The following is a 20,910-nucleotide window of genomic DNA, read 5'->3' as shown; positions in this document are numbered from 1 at the left end:
GGATCAAATCCATTCGCGACACGGAAGGACAGCCGACACGCCTCGTCGACTGAAATATCCTTCGCGAATGAGTTTGCTTTCAGCAGCTACCCCCGAATTCGAAATAAGCCCTTAGGTACTGATCATTTCTTCTATCAGAACTGTCATTTGTGACAGTAGCCAACTCTCATGACGCGGCGCCTAATGACGCCTGCCTTCACTGACAGGAGTCAACGAAATGTCTAGCACCCCGCCCAGCTCCGCCACTGATAGCCGCCTGAAGCGAACCGGAACTGCAACGACCAACTATGAAGTGGAAATCTTCGATGGCAGCACTTCCATCGGCAAAACCACTGCAAACGCCAGTGGAGTGTGGACCCTGCCAATCACCGACCTCACGGTCGGCGCCCACGCCTTAAAAGCACAGCTTCTAAACGGCCATGGAGAAGAGTCGGCGGTGTACAGCTTCACCATCCTTGCATTGGCTGCACCGACCATCACCAGTGTCAAGGACTCGAGGGGCGTTGAAATTCCGCAAGGTGATTCCACCCTCGATACCAGCGTGACCATCACCGGCACTGCAGCGGCCAATGAAGACATTGAGATCTTCGATGGCGCTGCGTCAAAAGGTACGGCGAGCACTAATGCCAGCGGCGTCTGGACCAGGACGCTCACCAACCAAGCTATTGGGAGCCATGCAATCAAGGCCAGGGCACTTTACGGCAACGAACAAGAGTCGGCAGTGCGGACATTCACGATCGCTGCTCCTCTGGACTTCAATGTCTCCCCGGTTGCGCTGCAAGCCACGCTCTACATGATCTGGAGAAATCCGGGAGCCCCTGCGCTGCCGACCTTTCCGGCCGGATCCACGATTACTCGCACCGCCTCCGGTGGCCAGCCGCCTTATACCTACAGTTCGTCCAACGACAGCGTGGCTAATGTGACCAGTGATGGACTCGTCAGCCCTCGCGGCAACGGGGCCGCCACGATCACGGTGAGAGACAACACAGGGCAATCAAAAAACTACACCGTGACGGTCAGTAATGTCTGGACGGTGGAATACCTTGGCTCTTTTATCCACCGAGGAGCCGTGGAGTATCAAAGGCCAGGCGGGCATCTGTCCGATACGGGGGAACTGGGCAGGATTGGCGATCAACATCGGGGCCACTGGCCGGCAGGCATTCCCAATGGCTGGTACTGGTCAAACGAACGTGACCCAGGACTTTTTGAAGAGTACTGGGCCAAGAGTACGTCCGATGGAGCGGTGCAGGTATTCCTGGCGGCCACAGCTGTCGATACGTTTTCTGTCTACCCAAGAAACCCCTGAAGCCGCACAGGCCGTTTGCTGCGGTGATCTTTCGGCACCGCAACAGACGACCCGTATCGTCAGCGGTCAGACCAGGCTTTCGTTGATCACCAGCACGACTTTGCCCGACACCTGATTGGTCGCCAGCTCCGCGTAGGCCGCTTCCGCTTCACTGATCGGAAAACTGCGCGCCAGTTGTGGCTTCAGGCGGCCTTCGGTGAACAGCGGCATGACGTGTTGGCCCAGGTCGCTGAGCAGGTCGGCCTTGAACTGATCGTCGCGACTGCGCAGGGTCGAGCCGAGGATATGAATGCGCTTGCCCAGCACCTTCGCGAAGTCCAGCTCGGACTTGCTTCCGCCCATCAGCCCGATCAGCACCAGACGACCGTCAACGCCAAGCACTTTGAGGTTCAGCGCCGCGTAGTTGGCGCCCACCGGGTCAAGGATGACGTTGAACGGCGCAAAGTCGTTCAGCGCGTCGAGGTTCTCATTGCGCAGCACACCGCCCTGGGCGCCAAGCGCTTCGCAATACGCCAGCCGCTCCGCCGAGCCCACGGTGACCCAGACCGGGTTGCCGAAGGCCTTGCACAGCTGAATGGCAGCTGAACCAACTCCACTTGCTCCGGCGTGCAGCAACACTTTTTCGCCGGGCTGGAGGCCGGCCAGCTGGAACAGATTCAGCCAGGCGGTGGCGTACACTTCAGGAATCGCCGCTGCTTCGTGCAGCGAAATCCCCTCGGGCACCGGTAGCACGTGCCGCGCGTCGACCACGACTTCTTCGGCCATCGCCCCGCCCGCAACCAGCGCACACACGCGGTCGCCGACTTCCCAGGCGCAGCCCGGGCCAACCTCGGCAATCACCCCTGAACATTCCATGCCGAGGATTTCCGTCACACCCGGCGGTGGCGGGTAATGCCCCGAGCGTTGCAGCAAATCGGCACGATTAAGTCCGGCGGCTGCCACCTGGATGCGGACTTGTCCTACATCCAGCGTCGGCGATGGCTCATCAACCCATTCCACACGACCTTCCACGCCTTGCAATGCTTTCACGGTGCCTCCATAGTGAGTCTTGACTGAGCCCATGTGCCTCACGGCCACTGGGCTTTTTGCATTATGCGACCGTGTTCTGACCGAACCGGCGACCTCCAAAGACGGCCTAATATGCGTTATCAATTGTCCCCGCGTCGAATCAGCATGAAGCATTTTTTACCCAGCACCACCCTTGCATTACTCATTGGCCTGACTGTCCTGCCAATGTCGGCCAGTTCGTTTGCTGCCAACAGCTGGGATAATCTTCAACCTGATCGCGATGAAGTCATCGCCAGTCTGAATGTCGTGGAGCTGCTCAAGCGCCACCATTACAGCAAGCCGCCGCTGGACGACAAGCGTTCGGAAATCATCTATCAGAGCTACCTGAAACTCCTCGATCCTGCGCGCAGCTACTTCCTCGCCAGTGACATCGCCGAGTTCGACAAGTGGCGTTTCCAGTTCGACGACTTCCTCAAGAGCGGCGACCTGGCCCCAGGCTTTACTATCTATAAGCGTTATCTGGACCGCATCAAGTCGCGTCTGGATTTCGCGCTTGCGCAGCTGAGCAAGGGCGTCGACAAGATCGACCTGAATACTCAGGAAACCTTGCTGGTTGATCGCAAGGACGCGCCATGGGCCAAGAACGAAGCCGAGCTCGACGACCTCTGGCGCAAGCGCGTCAAGGACGAGGTTCTGCGCTTGAAGATCGCCGGCAAAGACCCCGCGAAGATTCAGGAAACCCTGACCAAGCGCTACAAGAACCAACTCGCGCGCCTGGGCCAGACCCGCAGCGAGGACGTGTTCCAGGCTTACCTGAATACCTTCGCGATGTCCTACGATCCGCACACCAACTACCTGTCACCTGACAGTGCGGAAAACTTCGACATCAACATGAGCCTGTCCCTGGAAGGGATCGGCGCTGTCCTGCAGAGCGACAACGACAACGTCAAGATCGTGCGCCTGGTGCCGGCCGGCCCTGCCGCCAAGACCAAGCAAGTGGCGACCGCCGACAAGATCATCGGCGTTGCCCAGGGCGACAAAGAGATGGTCGACGTGATCGGCTGGCGCCTGGATGAAGTGGTCAAACTGATCCGCGGTCCGAAGGGTTCGGTCGTACGCCTGGAAATCGTCCCGGCCAGCAATGCGCCGAGCGACCAGACCACTAAAATCGTCTCGATCACCCGCGAAGCGGTGAAGCTCGAAGAGCAAGCGGCGAAGAAGTCGATCCTGCACCTGAACCAGGACGGCAAGGATTACAAGCTGGGCGTCATCGAGATCCCCGCTTTCTACCTGGACTTCAAGGCCTACCGCGCCGGCGATCCCGAGTACAAGAGCACCACCCGCGACGTCAAGAAACTGCTGACCGAATTGCAGTCCGAGAAAGTCGACGGCGTGGTCATCGACCTGCGTAACAACGGTGGCGGTTCGTTGCAGGAAGCCACCGAGCTGACCAGTCTGTTCATCGACAAAGGCCCGACCGTTCTGGTGCGTAACGCCGACGGCAAGGTCGATGTGCTGGAAGACGAAAACAGCGGTGCGTTCTACAAAGGCCCGATGGCGTTGTTGGTCAACCGCCTCTCGGCCTCGGCTTCGGAGATTTTCGCCGGCGCCATGCAGGATTATCACCGCGCGCTGATCATCGGCGGCCAGACCTTCGGTAAAGGCACCGTGCAGACCATTCAGCCGCTGAACCATGGCGAGCTGAAACTGACGCTGGCCAAGTTCTACCGTGTTTCCGGTCAGAGCACCCAGCACCAGGGCGTACTGCCGGACATCGCCTACCCGTCGATCATCGACACCAAGGAAATCGGCGAAAGCGCACTGCCTGAAGCGATGACTTACGACACCATCAAGCCGGCGATCAAGCCTGCGGTGGATCCGTTCAAACCGTTCCTCGCCCAGCTGCAATCGCGTCATGACGTGCGTTCGGCCAAGGACGCCGAGTTTGTCTTCATCGAAGAGAAACTGGCGCTGGCGAAGAAGCTGATGAGCGAAAAGACCGTCAGCCTCAACGAAGCCGAGCGCCGCAAGCAACACGCCGACATCGAGAGCAAGCAGCTGGCGATGGAGAACGTGCGTCGCAAGGCCAAAGGCGAAGAGCCGCTCAAAGAGCTGAAGAAGGAAGACGAAGACGCGCTGCCTTCGGACGACGACAAGACCAAACCCGAGGATGACGCCTACCTGGCTGAAACCGGGCGCATCTTGCTCGATTATCTGGGCTTGAGCGGTTCGGTGGCGAAAAAGTAAAGCGCCATGAAACGTGACAAAATGATGGCAATTCGTCATCAAACAGTCATGAAGCTGTCGTGAAATAGCGGGGCTCGACGCCACAGGCGTCCAGCCCCTTTTTCTTGCCCCGAGATTGCCATGACCGTGACTGAGCAGCTGGGCGCTTTGAGTTCGATTCTGACTCAAGGCGACTTGCACAGCCTGTTCCAACCGATTGTGTCGCTATCGGATCGGCGCATTCTCGGCTACGAAGCCCTGACTCGCGGTCCTTCCAACAGCGCGCTGCATTCCCCCATCAGCCTGTTCGCCGTGGCCCGCCAGGCCGGGCGCCTGAGCGAACTGGAACTGGCCTGCCGCGAGTCGGCTTGCCGTCGTTTCAGCCAACAGAAGCTGGACGGCAAGCTGTTTCTCAACATCTCGCCGGAGTCCCTGCTGGAAGCCTCGCACCCGCCGGGGCGCACCTTGCAGCTGTTGCAGCGCTACGGCATACCACCGAGCCGCGTGGTCATCGAACTGACCGAGCAGACCCCGACCGATGACTTTGGCCTGCTCTACAACGCGCTGTATCACTACCGCGATATGGGCTTCTCCATCGCCCTGGATGACTTGGGCGCAGGGTATTCGAGCCTGCGGCTGTGGTCCGAGCTGCGCCCGGATTACGTGAAGATCGACCGGCACTTCATCGACGGCATCCATCAGGACGCGGTCAAGCGCGAGTTCGTGGGCTCCATGCTGCAGATGGCCAAGGCGTCGCGGGCGCTGGTGATCGCTGAGGGCATCGAGTTGCAAGAAGAGCTGGCCGTTTTGATCGACATGGGGGTCGAGCTGGTTCAGGGCTATTTGCTGTGCCGTCCGCAGGAGTTTCCGCCCCGTGACGCTCGCGCGCTGCTGCCGAAAATCGACCCGGCCGCTGCGACCCTGACGGAGGAAACCAGCGACCTCAGCGCCCTCCTCAACGAGCTGCCGGCGGTGGTGCAGACCACGCCCACCGCAACGGTGCTGGAGGCGTTTCGCAAGCAGGCCAATCTCAACTCCCTGGCGGTGCTGGATGAGCAGCATCAGCCGATCGGCATCGTCCACCGCCACTCGCTGTCGGACGTGCTGCTGCAGCCCTTCGCCACCGAACTGTATGCGCGCAAGCCCATTAGTCGTCTGATGAGCGACGACTTTCTGGCCGTCGAGCTGAGCCAGTCGCTTCAGCAGGTCAGCCGGCTGATCACCAGTCGCGCGCGGCAACGCATCGAAGAAGATTTCATCATCATGCAGAACGGCCTCTACCTCGGGCTGGGCCGGGTGATCGATGTACTGAAGCTGATTACCGAAGTGAAGATCCAGCAGGCGCGCTACGCCAACCCGCTGACCCTGCTGCCGGGCAACGTCCCGATCCAGCAATGCCTGACCAGGTTGTTGCAGCAAGGCCGCGAGTCGATGATCTGCTACGTGGACATCGACAGCTTCAAGCCCTTCAACGACATCTACGGCTACGGGCGCGGCGACGAGGTTCTGCTGTGTCTGGCGCAGTGCCTGAACGACCGGATTGACCCGAGCCGCGACTTTGTCGGGCACATCGGCGGCGATGACTTTCTGATGGTGCTGGGCTCGGACGACTGGCGCAAACGCTTGAACATGTTATTGGAAGATTTCCAGAACCAGTGCCGACGCTTCTACCGCGCCGAGCATCTGGAGGCCGGCTGCTTCGTCGCGCTCAACCGCCAGGGCCAACGCCAGGAATTCCCGCTGCTGTCGCTGTCCATTGGCGTCGTGCACCTGCACCCGGAGGTCTGCACGACCCTCGACGCCAGCCAGCTTGCCGAACTGGCGTCTCAGGCCAAGCATCACGCCAAAGAAGTGATTGGCGCGAGCGTGCATGTGATCAATACCCGAGAGGCGGAGGTGATGGCGACGTTGAATCAGGCGGTTTTGGGGTAACCGACGGGTTCGCCAGCAAGCTGCTTCTATGGATTTGCGGAGGCATGCAAATCCGCAGCAGCAACGATTTCCTTACCGGCCTTGCGGTGGCCAGACCAAAGCAAGGGTTGCTAGCTCACCCTCCATCCGTAGGAGCCAGCTTGCTGGCGAATGCAACGGACTGTTACTGATACATCCACTGACAGAACGCGTGCCTCCACCCAGCCCCCTCATTCCACGGAGGTCTTCCACACTCACGTCATATTTTGAACCGTAGCGCGGACGCAAAGGAGACTGCATCGCACTAGCCTTCCGGCACTTTCGCCAGACAGGAGGGCTGAATCCCGTGTCGAAGATCTATCAAGCAGGAAGGTTGCGGACCGGACGCTATTCCCAGTCGGGGCAAATCTACCTCATCACGGCGGTGACCCATCAACGGCAGTGCTTCTTTGGAAACTGGCAAATGGGCCGACTGCTCGTACAGCAGTTTCGCGACGCACAGGCGCAAGGCCTTGCGAATTCGCTGGCCTGGGTTGTGATGCCGGATCACTTTCACTGGCTTGTGGAGCTGGGCGACTGTGATTTGGAAAAGCTGGTGTTGGGGGTGAAATCGCACACTGCTCGAAACGTGAACAAATCCCTCGGCCGGTCGGGTCGATTCTGGCAGCGGGGATTTCACGATCGGGCGATCCGAGATGAAGAAAATCTGCAGAGTGTCGCCCGATACATCGTTGCAAACCCCATCCGCGCGGGGCTGGTGAGGCGCGTGCAGGATTATCCGCTGTGGGATGCCGCATGGGTTTGACGCGCTGATTGTTGCGCGCGGGCTTTAGGCTAGCGAGGGTCGGGCCACGACCGATAACATCGGGCCCGACCTCAATCCGTAGGAGCCGGCTTGCTGGCGAATGCAGTGGGTCAGTTACCTCTCTGTCGCCTGACACCACGCATGCGCCAGCAAGCCGGCTCCTACCAATTCGCGTTCGCCTTTGGATTCGTGGCGTCGGTGCGTGCGTGTGTCAATCCACGTCCGGTTTTGGATTGCGGCGTCGGTGCGCGAATGTTGAGTTCGGCATTCGCATGCACGGCCGGGGTGGGATATTCGACGAGGCGTATGACGGTCGCGGCATTACCGATGAAAGCTGGCCCGACCTCAATCCGTAGGAGCCGGCTTGCTGGCGAATGCATTGTGTCAGGCACATTCATATCGGCTGACGGATCGCGGTTCGCCAGCAAGCCGGCTCCCAATTCGCGTCTGCATTTGGATTCCGCCAAGTCGTTGATCCACGCCCTGCTTTGGATTCGCCAGGCGCCATGATTGTCATCCGCCTCCAGATCGGATTGCTTGGAACACGATCCAAGACCTACTCCGGTATGCTCGGCTGCGGGTACTCAAATTCGAAGACGCGGGCCACTTCCGAGGCGTGCCAGGACGCTGCAGCGATGCCGTCAGAGGGTCCGGAGAAACGGCCGAGGCGTTCGACGCATTCAAAGAACCCGGTGCGAGGCAGACGGCTGGCGCCCTGACTGATCACCAACGAACTGCGCAATGGCTGCTCGGCGCGGGCGTCGAGGGCGGCGAGGTGTTCAAGGGCGGCAGTCAGGGTTTGCATGGCGGGGGTGGGTAACTGCAACCGCTCAAGCAACGCGCGATAGGTCACCAGATGACGCTGACGACGGGCCAGGTCCAGTTCGGCGAGCAGCCCGTCCCAGTGCTGGCGACTGATGCGCACGCTCATGCCTCACCCCGCCAGCCCGCGACGCCCAGCTCCCACGCCAGACTCCGGCGAATGGCCGCGTCCGGCTCACGGGCGCCGCTCTCAATCAGGTCCAGGTAAGAAGGACTGATGCCGACCGTGCGCGCCAGTTGCGCCACTGCCAGGCCCTTGGCCTCGCGCAATGCACCCAACTGAGATAAAGAAGGCAGGTCTGCGGCGGATGAGGACTGTTCAGACTCGGCCTGGATGTGGGTAGCCGCCTCTGGCTCCGGGCCAGGCGCAACACCTGCGGCGCGCAACAGGGCCTGATACTGCGCCCATGGCAGCACCGCATATTCCGGCTCTCCATCGCGCGAAATAATCTGAAGATCCATAACGCTCCCCTGTAGGACTAAACACGCTTTTACGCAGTCTTTTTCTAAGTATGGGCGGCATCTTAACAGCGGTTGGCTACGACTTGGGTGTGGGGATCACTGCAGCACTGGCGACGGAATGGATGAGCTGCACCAACCCGCGTTCAAATCTTTTTCTCGTGCTCCAGCAGGACAGGCGTTGCCGGCAAACGCTCGACCACCGCGAGCTTCTCCGGGTTCTGCAATTCGCGCCAGGCACGGAATGCGCTGAGCTCGGCTTCGAGGTGCTTCATGACCCAAGCCAGCACGGCGATGTCGTCCAGCATACCCAAGCCGGGGATCCAGTCAGGAATCGCATCCAGTGGGCTGAGGAAATACATCAGACCGGCCACGATAGAGAGAATCGCCTTACCGCTGATAGCGCGATATTCCCCGCGCCAGTAGGCCAGGCACAGCGCTTGAAGCAGTTTCAAATCGTCTTTGATCTTGCCCAGCCGACCGCCCTCACTGGCGGTTTTACCTGCAACGGCGAACAGCAACGCGGGCAGGCGACCTGCGGCCATCAAGCGCTTGGCCATGGGCAGATAACGAATGAGATTCCAGGGTGCTTTCATATCCACTCCACGATTACCGATAAAAATCGACATTCCGGCTGACTGCGTAAGCCGCAGTCGCCTGCTGACGCGTGTGCGGGTTCCGCCCCCAAAGGTTATCCACACAAATTGTGGATAACCTTGTGAACAGACCCGCTTTTCGGGGTCGGAACGCCCGTTCTATAGGGCCCGGCCTTAGATCGCGCGTTTTTTACACACATAAAAACCCGCGAAAATCGTTGACTCACTGGGGCGGTGGCGCTAGCCACAATCCAATGAGCACCGCGATGAGCGCCCCGCAGCCTCCGACAAATCCCGGCTTAAAGCCCGTTGACTGACCGACATGGGACTCTGCCCGTCCATGCCGGTTCGATGAAATAGGCCCGGAAATGAAAATGCCCCGTCGAGACGGGGCATTTCTTTCAAGCGGTAACCGGACTTACGAACGATTACTTCTTGGCGGCTGGCTTGGCCGGTTCGGCGGCCGGGGCAGCCTCTTCTTCTTCATCAGCGCCGGCGGCAGCATCATTGGCGCCTGCAGCAGCAGGGTCCTTGATGCCCAGCAGTTCGAGGTCGAAGACCAGAACCGAGTTCGCCGGGATCATTGGGCTAGGGCTCTGTGCGCCGTAGGCCAATTCGCTAGGGATGTAGAGTTTGACTTTCTCGCCGACGTGCATCAGCTGCAGACCTTCGACCCAACCCGGGATCACGCCGCTGACCGGCAGATCAATCGGGCTGCCACGTTCAACAGAGCTGTCGAACACTTTGCCGTCAGTCAGCTTGCCTTCGTAGTGAACGGTCACGACATCAGTCGGCTTCGGTACTGGACCGTCGGCTTTCTTGATGATTTCGTATTGCAGGCCGGAAGCAGTCGTGGTGACTTCCTTACGCTTGCCGTTCTCTTCGAGGAACTTCTTGCCGGCGGCTGCCGACTCTTCGCTCATCTTGGCCATGCGCTCTTCAGCGCGCTTTTGCAGGTCGCCGAATGCTGCAACCAACTCTTCGTCTTTGAGCTTCTGCTCTTTCTTGCCAACGGCGTCTTCGATACCCAGCGCTACCGCTTTGGAATCCAGATCGTCCATGCCTTCCTGAGCCAGGCTTTTGCCCATGTTAAGGCCGATGCCGTAAGAGGCTTTCTGGGCCGGGGTTTTCAGCTCAACGGTGCTGGCTTGCTTGTCGCAGCCCGCGAGTACCAGACCGACCAGGGCAATCGCCGCTGCCAACCGATGCTGTTTCATTCTGTTTCCTTGTTCATGCGCCAATAGGGCAAACGAGTAAAGCCGCGAGCTTATCAGGCTGCCGCGATCAATGGCTACCGGCATGAGAGGGAGAAAAGGCAGATAAGTTCAGGTATCCAAAGGTTTTCTTGTTTGATCGAGAAATTCGTTCAGTTGGGGTTCAGGGGACAGCCACGGGGGGAGAGAACGGCGCTAATACACGTCGCGCACATAGCGCTTCTGCTCGGTCAGACAGCGCAGCTGTTCGGCCGCCTTTTCCAGGCTGACGCCGCCCTGTTCGCTGATCACACGACGCAGCGCCTGATCGACATCCCGCGCCATCCGCGAAGCATCGCCGCAGATGTACAGGTGCGCGCCCTCCTCCAGCCAGCGCCAGAGTTCGGCGCCCTGTTCCTGTATGCGCTGTTGAACGTAGATTTTCTCTGCCTGATCCCGGGAAAACGCCAGGCTCAGCCGAGTGAGCAGGCCGTCCTGCTGCATGCCTTGAAGCTCGTCGCGGTAATAAAAGTCGGTGGCCTGATGCTGCTCGCCAAAGAACAGCCAGTTCCGGCCCCTATCGCCCCGGGCGCGCCGCTCTTGTAAAAACGCTCTGAACGGCGCCACACCGGTGCCCGGACCGATCATGATCATCGGCACATTGCCATCGACCGGCGGGCGAAAATGCCGCGTGGGCTGCAGGAAAATCGGCACCTCGCACTCGCCCGCACGATCCGCCAGAAAGGTCGACGACACGCCTTTGCGCGATCCATAGCGCACCGCGGAAACCGTCAGGTGAACTTCATCGGGATGCGCTTTGGCGCTCGACGCGATGGAATAAAGCCGCGGTTGCAGCGGCTTGAGGTGGTCGAGCCATTCCTGCGCAGAGCAGGCGATGGGAAACTCGCGCAATACGTCGGCCAACTGCCGGCCCCACAGCCAGTCCTTAAGCTCGCTTTTGAAGGGTTCGGTCAGCAGGGTTTTCAGATCGTTGCTGCCGTTACGCTCGGCGATGAACGCCAAAGTGTCTGCGCCAGGTCGCGCAATCTCGAACTGCTCGGCCAGCGCCTGACACAGCGGCACGTCGCCAGCCTTCACGCCACGCACCGGTTGCTCGGCGTTCAGACCCGTAAGCTCGAGCCACTCGTTCACCAGTTCAGGGCAATTGCGCGGCCACACCCCCAACGCGTCGCCGGCTTCATAGGTCATTCCCGAACCTTCAAGGGTCAATGCCAGTTGCCGCGTGTCCTTGGCGGCGCCCTCCGCATTCAGTCGCCGGTTGAGCGACACCTTGGCGTGATGGGGCTGTGTCCGTGAAGGCTGATTCCCAAAAGCTGGGGCGTTGTCGGTGATTGAAGGGGTAGGAAGATTCAGCGACAGCGCCTGCTGCAACCCGGTGAACCAGTTGTCTGCGTGGGCCTGGTATTCGCCGTCGCAATCGATTCTGGGGAGCAGTGACGAAGCGCCCAAGTGCTGCAGGCGCTGGTCGAGGTTCTTGCCGTGTTGGCAAAAGCGGTCGTAACTCGAATCGCCCAGCGCCAGCACGGCGTAGCGCAGCGATTCCAGACGTTCTTGCCGGGCAGCCAGTGACTGCCAGAACCGTTGCCCATTATCGGGTGATTCGCCGTCGCCGAAGGTGCTGCTGATCAGTGCGACGTTCTGCAGTTGGTCCAGACGCTCGCAGGGGAGACTGTCCATCGCCGCCACGTGAACGGGCACGCCGGCAGTCTTCAACCGGTCGGCGAACTGCCGGGCCAACGCTTCGGCATTGCCGGTTTGTGATGCCCAGAGCAGCGTCAACAGCGGCGCCTGGTCAGGTGCTGTCTGCGTCTCGGTCTCAGCTTGGGGCAAATCAAGGAAGCGATGTCCGATCAGTTCGACCTTGCGCAAGGCGACCGCACAACACTTGAATTCGGGCTGGCGGGAGATTGGGTCGACGGCGTCGTTGGTCACGGCGTTGATCGCCAGCTTTTCGCCATACACGTCATTCCAGTGAAAGGGCGCGAAGCAGTTGCCCGGCAGCACGCGGTCGCTGATCACCGCAGGCAACACCGCCAGGCCTCGTACCGAACGGATTTCCACGCCATCGCCTTCGCGGATGCCCAGTGCAAGGGCATCGTCGGGGTGCAGCTCGACGAACGGACGGGCATTTAGCGCGTTCAGTGTCGGGACTTTCCCGGTCTTGGTCATGGTGTGCCACTGGTGTTGCAGGCGACCGGTATTGAGCACCATGGGAAATGCGTCGTTGGGCAGTTCAGCTGCAGGCATGTGCGGGCGTGGGAAAAATACCGCCTTGCCGTTTGCGGTGGGAAAGACAATCGCCGGGCGTGCTGGTATGCCCCGCTCGACGGGCCGCGCGTTGATCTCGCTGAGGTAGCGAATCGGATTGCGCACGCGCTCGTCATCGGGCGCGCACGGCCACTGCACCGGTTGATCCCGCAGCCGCCCATAGCTGGCGCCGCGAATGTCGTAGCCCGTGGCGGGGTTCCACGCCTGTTTGATTTCCTCGAACACCTCTTCGGCGCAGGCATAACTGAAAGCATCAGCGAAGCCCATTTCACAGGCCACCCTGGCGATGATCTGCCAGTCCGGCAACGCCTGGCCCGGTGCATCGACGGCTTTCTGTGTCAGGTTTAGATTGCGTTCGGAATTGATCATCACCCCTTCCGCCTCAGCCCAGAGCGCGCCCGGCAACAAGATGTCGGCGTAGCGATTGGTCTCGGTGTCGAGGAAGGCGTCCTGGGTGATGACCAGTTCGGCGGTCTTCAGGGCGTCGATGACCGTGGTGCGGTTGGCAACGCTGGCGACCGGGTTGGTGCAGATGATCCAGCAGGCCTTGATCACGCCCTCGCGCATCTGCTCGAACAGGTCGATGGTGCCGCCGCCGGGCATGTGCGGGATGCTGCCCTCCGGGATGCGCCAGATGTCTTCGATGAAGCGGCGGTCGGCGTCTACCAACACCGAGCGCTGTCCGGGAAGTCCCGGGCCCATGTAGCCCATTTCCCTTCCGCCCATGGCATTCGGTTGGCCGGTCAGGGAAAACGGACCGCTGCCGGGCCGACAAATCGCCCCGGTCGCCAGGTGCAGGTTGCACAGCGCATTGGTGTTCCAGGTGCCGTGGGTGCTCTGGTTCAGGCCCATGGTCCAGCAACTCATCCACTCGGGTGCCGTGCCAATCATCCACGCAGCCTGACGAATGTCGGCTTCCGCCAGGCCGGTGGTCTGCGCGACATGCGCGGGCGTGTACGCGGCGAGGAAGTCGGGCATGACGTCCCAGCTCTGGGTGAACGAGGCAATGAAGTCGGCATCGGTGTCGCCGTTCTTCACCAGCAAGTGCAACAGCCCATTGAGCAGCGCGAGGTCGGTGCCCGGTTTGATTTGCAGGAACAAGCCGGCCTTGTCGGCGGTGGCGCTGCGCCGGGGGTCGACGACGATCAGCTTCGCCCCGGCCTTGACCCGGTCCATCATGCGCAGGAACAGGATGGGGTGACAGTCGGCCATATTGGCGCCGATCACAAAAAACAGGCCGGCCTTGTCGAAGTCATCGTAGGACCCGGGCGGGCCGTCCGCGCCCAACGAGAGCTTGTAGCCGCTGCCCGCGCTGGCCATGCACAGCCGCGAGTTGGATTCGATATTGGCCGTGCGCACGAAGCCCTTGGCGAGCTTGTTGGCCAAGTACTGCGCCTCCAGAGACATCTGCCCCGAGACGTAAAACGCCAGTGCACCGGGGCCATCGCGATCCAGAATCCCACGCAAGCGCCGGGCGGTTTCGCTGATGGCGGCGTCCATTTCCGCGCGCACTGGCTCGTGGCTGCGCTGATGGCGGATGTAGGCGGACTCCATCCGCCCCGACTCGGCAATCGCCTGGCCGCAGGTGGTGCCTTTGGTACACAGTCGGCCGAAATTGCTCGGGTGCGTCTTGTCGCCAACGACCTTGATGACCCGGTTGTCCTCGACCTGCATGACGATGCCGCAGCCGACACCACAATAAGGACACACGCTCTTTACGCTGCTGCTCGCCATATTCCGTTTCCTGAAAGCAAAAAAAGACGCCCTGTTCTCATCCGTTGAAAAAACGGAGAGCACACGGCGCCTTTGTCGTGAATATGGCAATCGGCGTTGATTGCCTGTGAACAGGATATTGCAAACAGCAGGCCAGCCTGGCCGTAGAACGTGCAGCGGGCGGTTTCAGCGAAAGTTGCCCACACGATCAATGGGCGTTGAGCTTCACCGTGGGGCGCACCAGTGTAAATCGCACCCTTTTCGAGCCGGAACCGTTCGCTATGGAGGGCGACGAGATCGAATAACGATCACGCTTCTGGCCCGTCAAACCTGCGCATCTGGCCGGAAAGAAACGGGGCGGGCGGGTCGATATTCCCACTGGCACAGCCATTGCTAAGTCTCTTATCAAGTCCAGCCTGAACACGCGGTTGGCAGCCCTGGCCGGTCAACGCGGACCGCCAGCCGTTCGCGGCGTCGGGCTCACCAGGTTGGCGTCGACACTGTGGTCGCGCGGCAACCCCTAAAAGAACAGGCAAAGGCGCCTGGAACCGAGAGGTTCCGGGCGCCTTTTTTTTGCTTTCGAAAAACCTGATTGGCCTTGGCCGGGACTCGATATGAACACCACAGTCGCCCCACTCAACGACGTCCAAACCCTGATCGTCATCGGCAACGGCATGGTGGGTCACCACTGCGTCGAGCAACTGATCGCCGCCGGCGCCCTCGAGCGCTATCGCATTCATGTGTTCGGTGAGGAAGGCCAGCGCGCCTACGACCGCGTGCATCTGTCCGAATACTTTGGCGGTCGCGACGCCGAGTCACTGGCGATGAGCGCTGCTTCTTTATATGAGCAGACCGGGCTTGCGCTGCACCTGGGTGTGCCGGTGCTGGAAATCGACCGGGCGCGGCGCGAAGTGATCACCGCCAAAGGCAGCTTCGGGTACGACAAGCTGGTGCTGGCGACGGGTTCGTATCCTTTCGTGCCGCCCATCGAAGGCGCTGAAGGCCATTCTCGGCTGGTCTACCGCACCCTGGACGACCTCGACACCATCCGCGCCGCCGCCAGCCAGGCGAAACGCGGCGTGGTGGTTGGCGGGGGGCTGTTGGGACTGGAAGCGGCCAACGCGCTGAAGTCCCTGGGCCTGGAAGCCCACGTGGTGGAATTCGCGCCGCGCCTGATGCCGGTGCAGCTGGATGACCACGGCGGCGCCGCCCTGAAGGCGCGCATCGAAGCGCTGGGCGTGGGCGTGCACCTGTCCCGCGCGACGCAATCCATCAGCGCGGGGGAGGAATACCTCTACCGGATGAATTTCGCCGGCGATGAATTCCTCGAAACCGATCTGATCGTCTTCTCTGCCGGCATACGCCCCCAGGACGCCCTCGCCCGCCAGTGTGAACTGGCGCTGGGCCCGCGCGGCGGCATCGCCATCGACGAACATTGCCGCACCAGCGACGCCGACATTTTCGCCATCGGTGAGTGCGCCGCCTGGAACGGCAGCGTTTTCGGCCTCGTCGCGCCGGGTTATCAAATGGCGCGCAACGTCGCCGCGCAATTGTGCGACCTGACCGCCGAGCCATTCTTCGGCGCCGACATGTCGACCAAACTCAAACTGCTGGGCGTCGACGTTGGCTCCATCGGCGATGCCCACGGCGCGTTGACGGGCGCGCGCAGCTACCGGTTTATCGACGAGGCCACCGGCAGTTATCGCCGCCTGGTGGTGTCCGCCGATGGCAAAAAGGTGCTCGGCGCCGTGCTGGTGGGTGACAACAGCTATTACGACACCTTGCTGCAATACGTGCAGAACGGCATCAAGCTGCCGGCCGATCCGTCTAGCCTGATCCTCCCCCACAGCGACGGCGCGCCGACCCTTGGCGCCGATGCCCTGCCCGCCACGGCAACCATTTGCTCGTGCCACAACGTCAGCAAGGCCTCGATCTGCTCGGCCATCGACGGCGGCTGCACGGACCTCGCCGGGCTCAAGGCCTGCACAAAGGCCGCCACCGGTTGCGGCGGTTGTGCAGCGCTGCTGAAGAGCGTGTTCGAGCACGAGCTGATCGCCCGCGGCGTCACCGTCGATAAAAGCCTGTGCGAGCACTTCCCCTTCACGCGTCAGGAGCTGTACGCCTTCGCCCGCGTGGAAAACATTGAAAGCTTCGACGAGATGCTGGCCCGCCACGGCAAAGGCCATCTGGGTTGCGACATCTGCAAGCCCACCGTCGGCTCGATCCTCGCCTCGTGCTGGAATCGGCCGATCATGGACCCGTCGCTGGTGCCGCTGCAGGACACCAACGACACGTTCATGGCCAACATGCAGAAGAACGGCACGTACTCAGTGGTGCCGCGCATCCCGGCGGGCGAAATCACTGCCGACGGCTTGATCGCCATTGGCGCGGTCGCGAAGAAATACGACCTGTACACCAAGATCACCGGCGGCCAGCGCATCGACCTGTTCGGCGCGCAACTGCATGAGCTGCCGGACATCTGGGCCGAGCTGATCGCCGCCGGGTTCGAGACCGGACATGCCTACGGCAAATCCACACGGACGGTGAAGTCCTGCGTCGGCAGCACCTGGTGCCGTTACGGCGTGCAGGACAGTGTGCAAATGGCGTTGACTATCGAGGACCGCTACAAAGGCCTGCGCTCGCCGCACAAGCTGAAGTTCGCAGTGTCCGGCTGCACCCGCGAATGCGCCGAAGCCCAGAGCAAGGACATCGGCGTGATCGCCACGGAGAACGGCTGGAATCTGTACGTGTGCGGCAATGGCGGCATGCGCCCGCGCCACGCCGAGCTGTTCGCCACCGATCTGGACGACGAGACGCTGATTCGCTACATCGACCGCGTGCTGATGTTTTACATCCGCACCGCTGACAAGTTGCAGAGAACGTCGGTCTGGCGCGAGTCCATTGAAGGCGGGCTGGATTTTCTGAAGGCCGTGGTGATCGATGACAGCCTGGGGCTGGCCGCTGAACTGGAGGCGCAGATGCAGTTGGTGGTCGACCGTTATGAATGCGAGTGGGCGAATGCGCTGAAGAGCCCGGAGAAACTCAAGCGTTTCCGCACGTTCGTCAATGACAAGGGCGCTGACCCGGACATTCATTTCGTCAAGGAGCGCAGCCAGCGTCGTCCCGCTCGCGCTGAAGAGTTGAATCTGATTGCTGCTGTGGAGGTTTCACGATGAGCCAGGCCAATGCGGCTGTGAGGGAGATGCCAAAAGCTCAGGTGTGGCGCGCGGTGTGTGCGCGCGAGGATCTGGTGCTGAATTCCGGGGTGGTGGCGCTGGTGGGCAATGCGCAGGTGGCGCTGTTTTTTGTGGCCTCGATTGGCGGCGCGCCGCAGTTGTTTGCGGTGGACAATCGCGATCCGGTGACGGGGGTGAATGTGATGGGTCGGGGGTTGGTCGGCAGTTTGGGCGGGGACCTTGTGATCGCTTCGCCTCTATATAAGCAGCGTTACCGGCTGGTGGATGGCACGTGCCTTGAAGACGCAGCGCTACGGCTGCGGACCTGGCCGGTTCGGCTGGTGGGGGATGTGGTGGAGGTGGGTCTAGGGGACTGATTTATTTACAGCGCTTCACCGTAAATTAATCTGTCCCCGAGTGCGCGGTGCGGCTGAGAGAAGGTCAAGAGCGTCTGCCTAACGGCAGACATTTCGCCTTCGGCGAGTTACTTGGAAAAGTCGAAAGTCGCACCATCCCCAAGTAACCAAGGGTACCTGCTCCTGGTTGGGCCCCTCCTCCGTCGGGGTTCCCTCACTCCGGTCTCGCTCCGTGGGCCCGCGCCGAACGGACATCCATGTCCTGACGGCGCTCTCGCGGCATCCATGCCGCTCGGCCCACTGCGCGAGACCTGCGTTCAGCCTGCACCCAAGTCGCGATTGGCGGTGTCTGGACTTTTTGCGTTTGAAGATCAAAGACAGAGCTAAAAAGCAGATCAAAGGCTTCCCGGCTGAAGCCGGTCCTACGGAACTACGCGCTGCTTTTAGTGGGACCGGCTTCAGCAGGAAGAGGCCGGTGTGAGCACCATCAGGCTTGCGGGCTATGAATCGTTGCACTGGATGCACGCGCTGCTTTTCGTAGGACCGGCTTTAGCCGGGAAGAGGCCAGTGTGGACACTGGTCACCTCAGATCAGCCGCGCCCACCAAATCGCAGGCACAAAAAAAGCGACCTTAGGGTCGCTCTCTTTGTCGTTACGAGGAGTTCAAGGGCCTCGTAACTCAATATGGCGCAGCGGACGGGACTCGAACCCGCGACCCCCGGCGTGACAGGCCGGTATTCTAACCGACTGAACTACCGCTGCGCGTAACACTTGAAACGAATGGTGGGTGATGACGGGATCGAACCGCCGACATTCTGCTTGTAAGGCAGACGCTCTCCCAGCTGAGCTAATCACCCTTCGCTTCGGTGTGGCGCGCATTCTACGGAGCGATCAAAAAGCTGGCAAGCACTTTTTGAAATAAATTTTATAATCCTTCCAAAGGCTTACATCAGGGTTGGCCGCAGGGTCGCAGCAGCGAATAATGCCCCCCTTTGTATAAAGGAGAGATGTACCCCATGTGGTTCAAAAACCTGCTTGTCTATCGCCTGACCCAGGACCTGCCATTTGACGCCGAGGCGCTGGAAACCGCGTTGGCGACCAAGCCTGCACGTGCCTGTGCCAGCCAGGAGTTGACCACTTACGGTTTCATCGCCCCGTTCGGCAAGGGCGAAGACGCGCCACTGGTGCACGTCAGCGGTGATTTCATGCTGATCTCGGCGCGCAAGGAAGAACGCATCCTGCCCGGCAGCGTGGTCAACGATGCATTGAAAGAGAAAGTCGAAGAGATCGAGACCGAGCAGATGCGCAAGGTCTACAAGAAGGAACGCGATCAGCTCAAGGATGAAATCATCCAGGCCTTTCTGCCCCGCGCCTTTATCCGTCGCTCGGCCACTTTCGCCGCCATCGCCCCCAAGCAGGGCGTGATTCTGGTCAACGCTTCCAGCCCGAAGCGCGCCGAAGACCTGCTGTCGACCCTGCGTGAAGTGGTCGGCTCGTTGCCCGTCCGCCCCGTGACCGTCAAAACAGCGCCAACCGCTGTCATGACCGAGTGGGTCAAGACTGGCGAGACCGCCGAGCACTTCTTCGTGCTGGACGAATGCGAACTGCGCGACACCCACGAAGACGGCGGCGTTGTGAAGTGCAAGCGTCAGGACCTGACCAGCGACGAAATCCAGCTGCACCTGAGCACCGGCAAGGTCGTCACTCAGCTGTCGCTGGCGTGGCAGGACAAGCTGTCGTTCGTGCTGGATGACAAGCTCGGTATCAAACGCCTGAAGTTCGAAGACCTGCTGCAGGATGAAGCCGAGCAGAACGGCGGCGACGATGCGCTGGGTCAGCAGGACGCCAGCTTCACCTTGATGATGCTGACGTTCGGTGAGTTCCTGCCGCAATTGATGGAAGCACTGGGCGGCGAAGAGATTCCCCAGGGGATCTGATTTCGCCCACTGACGCAGGGGCCGGCTTGCTGGCTCCATAGCGTCTGCATCACCTTCATACCCATAAGAAAGGAGCAGGCCATGCGCGCCCTGGCTGCGTTGAGTCGTTTTGTCGGTAATACCTTCGCGTACTGGGTGCTGCTGTTTGCCGTGCTGGCGTTCCTGTTCCCGTCCTGGTTCATTGGCCTCAAGTCGTACATCGTGCCGTTGTTGGGGCTGGTGATGTTCGGCATGGGCCTGACCCTCAAGCTCGATGATTTTTCTGAAGTCGTGCGCCACCCCTGGCGCGTGGCTCTGGGGGTGGTCGCGCATTTCGTGATCATGCCCGGCGTGGCCTGGCTGCTTTGCCAGCTGTTTCACCTGCCACCGGAAATCGCCGTAGGCGTGATTCTGGTCGGCTGCTGCCCGAGCGGCACATCGTCCAACGTCATGACCTGGCTGGCGAAAGGTGACCTGGCGCTGTCGGTGGCCATCGCCGCCGTCACCACCCTCCTCGCCCCGCTGCTGACCCCGGCGCTGATCTGGCTGCTGGCCTCGGCGTGGCTCCCGGTGTCCTTCATGGAGATGTTCTGGTCGATCCTGCAATTGGTGATGCTGCCGATCGTGCTGGGCGTCATCGCTCAACGCCTGCTGGGCGCCAAGGTGAGCTTTGCCGTCGACGTGCTGCCGCTGGTGTCGGTGGTGAGTATCGTGATGATCGTCTGCGCGGTGGTGGCAGCGAGTCAGGCGAAGATTGCCGAATCGGGACTGCTGATCATGGCCGTGGTGATCCTGCACAACAGCTTCGGCTTTTTGCTGGGCTACTTCACCGGCAAGCTGTTCAAGCTGCCGCTGGCCCAGCGCAAATCGCTGTCTCTGGAAGTCGGCATGCAGAACTCAGGCCTCGGTGCCGCGCTGGCCGCCGCGCACTTTTCGCCACTGGCGGCGGTGCCAAGCGCGCTGTTCAGCGTCTGGCACAACATTTCCGGTGCGTTGCTTTCGACGTACTTCCGCAAGATGACCCCGGATGCGGTGGTTGCGGAAGAGAAGCCAGTGGTGGGTTAATCAGCCGGGGAGCTGGCTCAACCTGCAGTCTCCCACACCTATTCGGACAGCCCGGAACATCCGGCTTCC

General features: G+C 60.9%; 14 protein-coding genes and 2 tRNA genes. 8 read left to right on the top strand and 8 right to left on the bottom strand.

Features of this window, described 5'->3' with window-relative positions; translation table 11 throughout:
* Positions 1 to 217 precede the first annotated feature (217 nt).
* Positions 218 to 1,306, top strand: coding sequence for an Ig-like domain-containing protein (locus tag QWI18_RS20775; protein ID WP_369319729.1), 1,089 nt, complete (start codon positions 218 to 220; stop codon positions 1,304 to 1,306).
* 66 nt (positions 1,307 to 1,372) lie between these two features.
* Here QWI18_RS20775 and QWI18_RS20770 read toward each other — a convergent pair whose 3' ends face one another.
* Positions 1,373 to 2,335, bottom strand: a complete 963-nt coding sequence (locus QWI18_RS20770) for an NAD(P)H-quinone oxidoreductase (protein ID WP_369319728.1) — start codon at positions 2,333 to 2,335, stop codon at positions 1,373 to 1,375.
* Positions 2,336 to 2,479: 144 nt separating this feature from the next.
* Here QWI18_RS20770 and QWI18_RS20765 point away from each other — a divergent pair, with 144 nt between their 5' ends.
* The 3 genes from QWI18_RS20765 to QWI18_RS20755 all read left to right on the top strand — a co-directional run bounded on the left by QWI18_RS20765 (position 2,480) and on the right by QWI18_RS20755 (position 7,256).
* Positions 2,480 to 4,561 (top strand): carboxy terminal-processing peptidase, encoded by a 2,082-nt coding sequence (locus QWI18_RS20765; RefSeq protein WP_208600730.1) that lies wholly within the window; start codon positions 2,480 to 2,482, stop codon positions 4,559 to 4,561.
* A gap of 120 nt (positions 4,562 to 4,681) precedes the next feature.
* Positions 4,682 to 6,472: a bifunctional diguanylate cyclase/phosphodiesterase gene (locus QWI18_RS20760; protein ID WP_369319727.1), complete on the top strand. Its 1,791-nt coding sequence runs from the start codon at positions 4,682 to 4,684 to the stop codon at positions 6,470 to 6,472.
* A gap of 325 nt (positions 6,473 to 6,797) precedes the next feature.
* A complete protein-coding gene (locus QWI18_RS20755; RefSeq protein ID WP_369319726.1) occupies positions 6,798 to 7,256 on the top strand; it encodes a transposase in 459 nt (152 codons plus the stop codon).
* A 556-nt stretch (positions 7,257 to 7,812) separates the two neighbouring features.
* Here QWI18_RS20755 and QWI18_RS20750 read toward each other — a convergent pair.
* The 5 genes from QWI18_RS20750 to QWI18_RS20730 form a co-directional block, all read right to left on the bottom strand.
* The gene (locus tag QWI18_RS20750) at positions 7,813 to 8,187 is read right to left on the bottom strand and encodes a hypothetical protein (protein ID WP_192132038.1); all 375 of its coding nucleotides are present in this window, start codon (positions 8,185 to 8,187) and stop codon (positions 7,813 to 7,815) included.
* The gene (locus QWI18_RS20745) at positions 8,184 to 8,540 is read right to left on the bottom strand and encodes a helix-turn-helix domain-containing protein (protein WP_296313167.1); all 357 of its coding nucleotides are present in this window, start codon (positions 8,538 to 8,540) and stop codon (positions 8,184 to 8,186) included. The genes QWI18_RS20750 and QWI18_RS20745 overlap by 4 nt, the downstream gene beginning before the upstream one ends.
* Before the next feature lie 143 nt (positions 8,541 to 8,683).
* On the bottom strand, positions 8,684 to 9,133 hold the full coding sequence (locus QWI18_RS20740) for a YkvA family protein (RefSeq protein ID WP_065986833.1): 450 nt from the start codon (positions 9,131 to 9,133) through the stop codon (positions 8,684 to 8,686).
* A 428-nt stretch (positions 9,134 to 9,561) separates the two neighbouring features.
* Positions 9,562 to 10,350 (bottom strand): FKBP-type peptidyl-prolyl cis-trans isomerase, encoded by a 789-nt coding sequence (locus QWI18_RS20735; protein ID WP_065986831.1) that lies wholly within the window; start codon positions 10,348 to 10,350, stop codon positions 9,562 to 9,564.
* 192 nt (positions 10,351 to 10,542) lie between these two features.
* Complete coding sequence (locus QWI18_RS20730; protein WP_369319725.1) at positions 10,543 to 14,349, bottom strand: molybdopterin-dependent oxidoreductase; 3,807 nt, start codon at positions 14,347 to 14,349, stop codon at positions 10,543 to 10,545.
* A gap of 593 nt (positions 14,350 to 14,942) precedes the next feature.
* Here QWI18_RS20730 and nirB point away from each other — a divergent pair.
* Positions 14,943 to 17,504, top strand: a complete 2,562-nt coding sequence (nirB, locus tag QWI18_RS20725; protein WP_369319724.1) for a nitrite reductase large subunit NirB — start codon at positions 14,943 to 14,945, stop codon at positions 17,502 to 17,504.
* Positions 17,501 to 17,881, top strand: a complete 381-nt coding sequence (gene nirD, locus QWI18_RS20720; protein WP_296307017.1) for a nitrite reductase small subunit NirD — start codon at positions 17,501 to 17,503, stop codon at positions 17,879 to 17,881. Before nirB ends, nirD begins: the two co-directional genes overlap by 4 nt.
* Before the next feature lie 664 nt (positions 17,882 to 18,545).
* On the opposite strand, the gene QWI18_RS20715 is transcribed toward nirD, so the two are convergent.
* Positions 18,546 to 18,622: transfer RNA gene (locus QWI18_RS20715), tRNA-Asp, on the bottom strand.
* A 19-nt stretch (positions 18,623 to 18,641) separates the two neighbouring features.
* Positions 18,642 to 18,717 (bottom strand) — tRNA-Val (locus QWI18_RS20710).
* A 159-nt stretch (positions 18,718 to 18,876) separates the two neighbouring features.
* Here QWI18_RS20710 and rdgC point away from each other — a divergent pair.
* Positions 18,877 to 19,797, top strand: coding sequence for a recombination-associated protein RdgC (rdgC, locus tag QWI18_RS20705; protein ID WP_065986824.1), 921 nt, complete (start codon positions 18,877 to 18,879; stop codon positions 19,795 to 19,797).
* Positions 19,798 to 19,878: 81 nt separating this feature from the next.
* Positions 19,879 to 20,841 (top strand): bile acid:sodium symporter family protein, encoded by a 963-nt coding sequence (locus tag QWI18_RS20700; protein ID WP_172611129.1) that lies wholly within the window; start codon positions 19,879 to 19,881, stop codon positions 20,839 to 20,841.
* The last annotated feature ends 69 nt before the right edge of the window (positions 20,842 to 20,910 follow it).

The organism is Pseudomonas sp. W2Oct36 (assembly GCF_041060465.1).
In the GTDB taxonomy this organism is placed as follows: Bacteria; Pseudomonadota; Gammaproteobacteria; order Pseudomonadales; family Pseudomonadaceae; genus Aquipseudomonas; species Aquipseudomonas graminis_B.
The sequence above is the reverse complement of the archived record's forward strand: the minus strand, read 5'-3'. Positions and strand labels throughout refer to the sequence as shown.

Bases quoted from the DNA above. Each gene is read 5' to 3' on its own strand.
- QWI18_RS20775 (WP_369319729.1), top strand. From the start codon at position 218: ATGTCTAGCACCCCGCCCAGCTCCGCCACTGATAGCCGCCTGAAGCGA.
- QWI18_RS20765 (WP_208600730.1), top strand. From the start codon at position 2,480: ATGAAGCATTTTTTACCCAGCACCACCCTTGCATTACTCATTGGCCTG.
- QWI18_RS20760 (WP_369319727.1), top strand. From the start codon at position 4,682: ATGACCGTGACTGAGCAGCTGGGCGCTTTGAGTTCGATTCTGACTCAA.
- QWI18_RS20750 (WP_192132038.1), bottom strand. From the start codon at position 8,187: ATGAGCGTGCGCATCAGTCGCCAGCACTGGGACGGGCTGCTCGCCGAA.
- QWI18_RS20745 (WP_296313167.1), bottom strand. From the start codon at position 8,540: ATGGATCTTCAGATTATTTCGCGCGATGGAGAGCCGGAATATGCGGTG.
- QWI18_RS20740 (WP_065986833.1), bottom strand. From the start codon at position 9,133: ATGAAAGCACCCTGGAATCTCATTCGTTATCTGCCCATGGCCAAGCGC.
- QWI18_RS20735 (WP_065986831.1), bottom strand. From the start codon at position 10,350: ATGAAACAGCATCGGTTGGCAGCGGCGATTGCCCTGGTCGGTCTGGTA.
- QWI18_RS20730 (WP_369319725.1), bottom strand. From the start codon at position 14,349: ATGGCGAGCAGCAGCGTAAAGAGCGTGTGTCCTTATTGTGGTGTCGGC.
- nirB (WP_369319724.1), top strand. From the start codon at position 14,943: ATGAACACCACAGTCGCCCCACTCAACGACGTCCAAACCCTGATCGTC.
- nirD (WP_296307017.1), top strand. From the start codon at position 17,501: ATGAGCCAGGCCAATGCGGCTGTGAGGGAGATGCCAAAAGCTCAGGTG.
- rdgC (WP_065986824.1), top strand. From the start codon at position 18,877: ATGTGGTTCAAAAACCTGCTTGTCTATCGCCTGACCCAGGACCTGCCA.
- QWI18_RS20700 (WP_172611129.1), top strand. From the start codon at position 19,879: ATGCGCGCCCTGGCTGCGTTGAGTCGTTTTGTCGGTAATACCTTCGCG.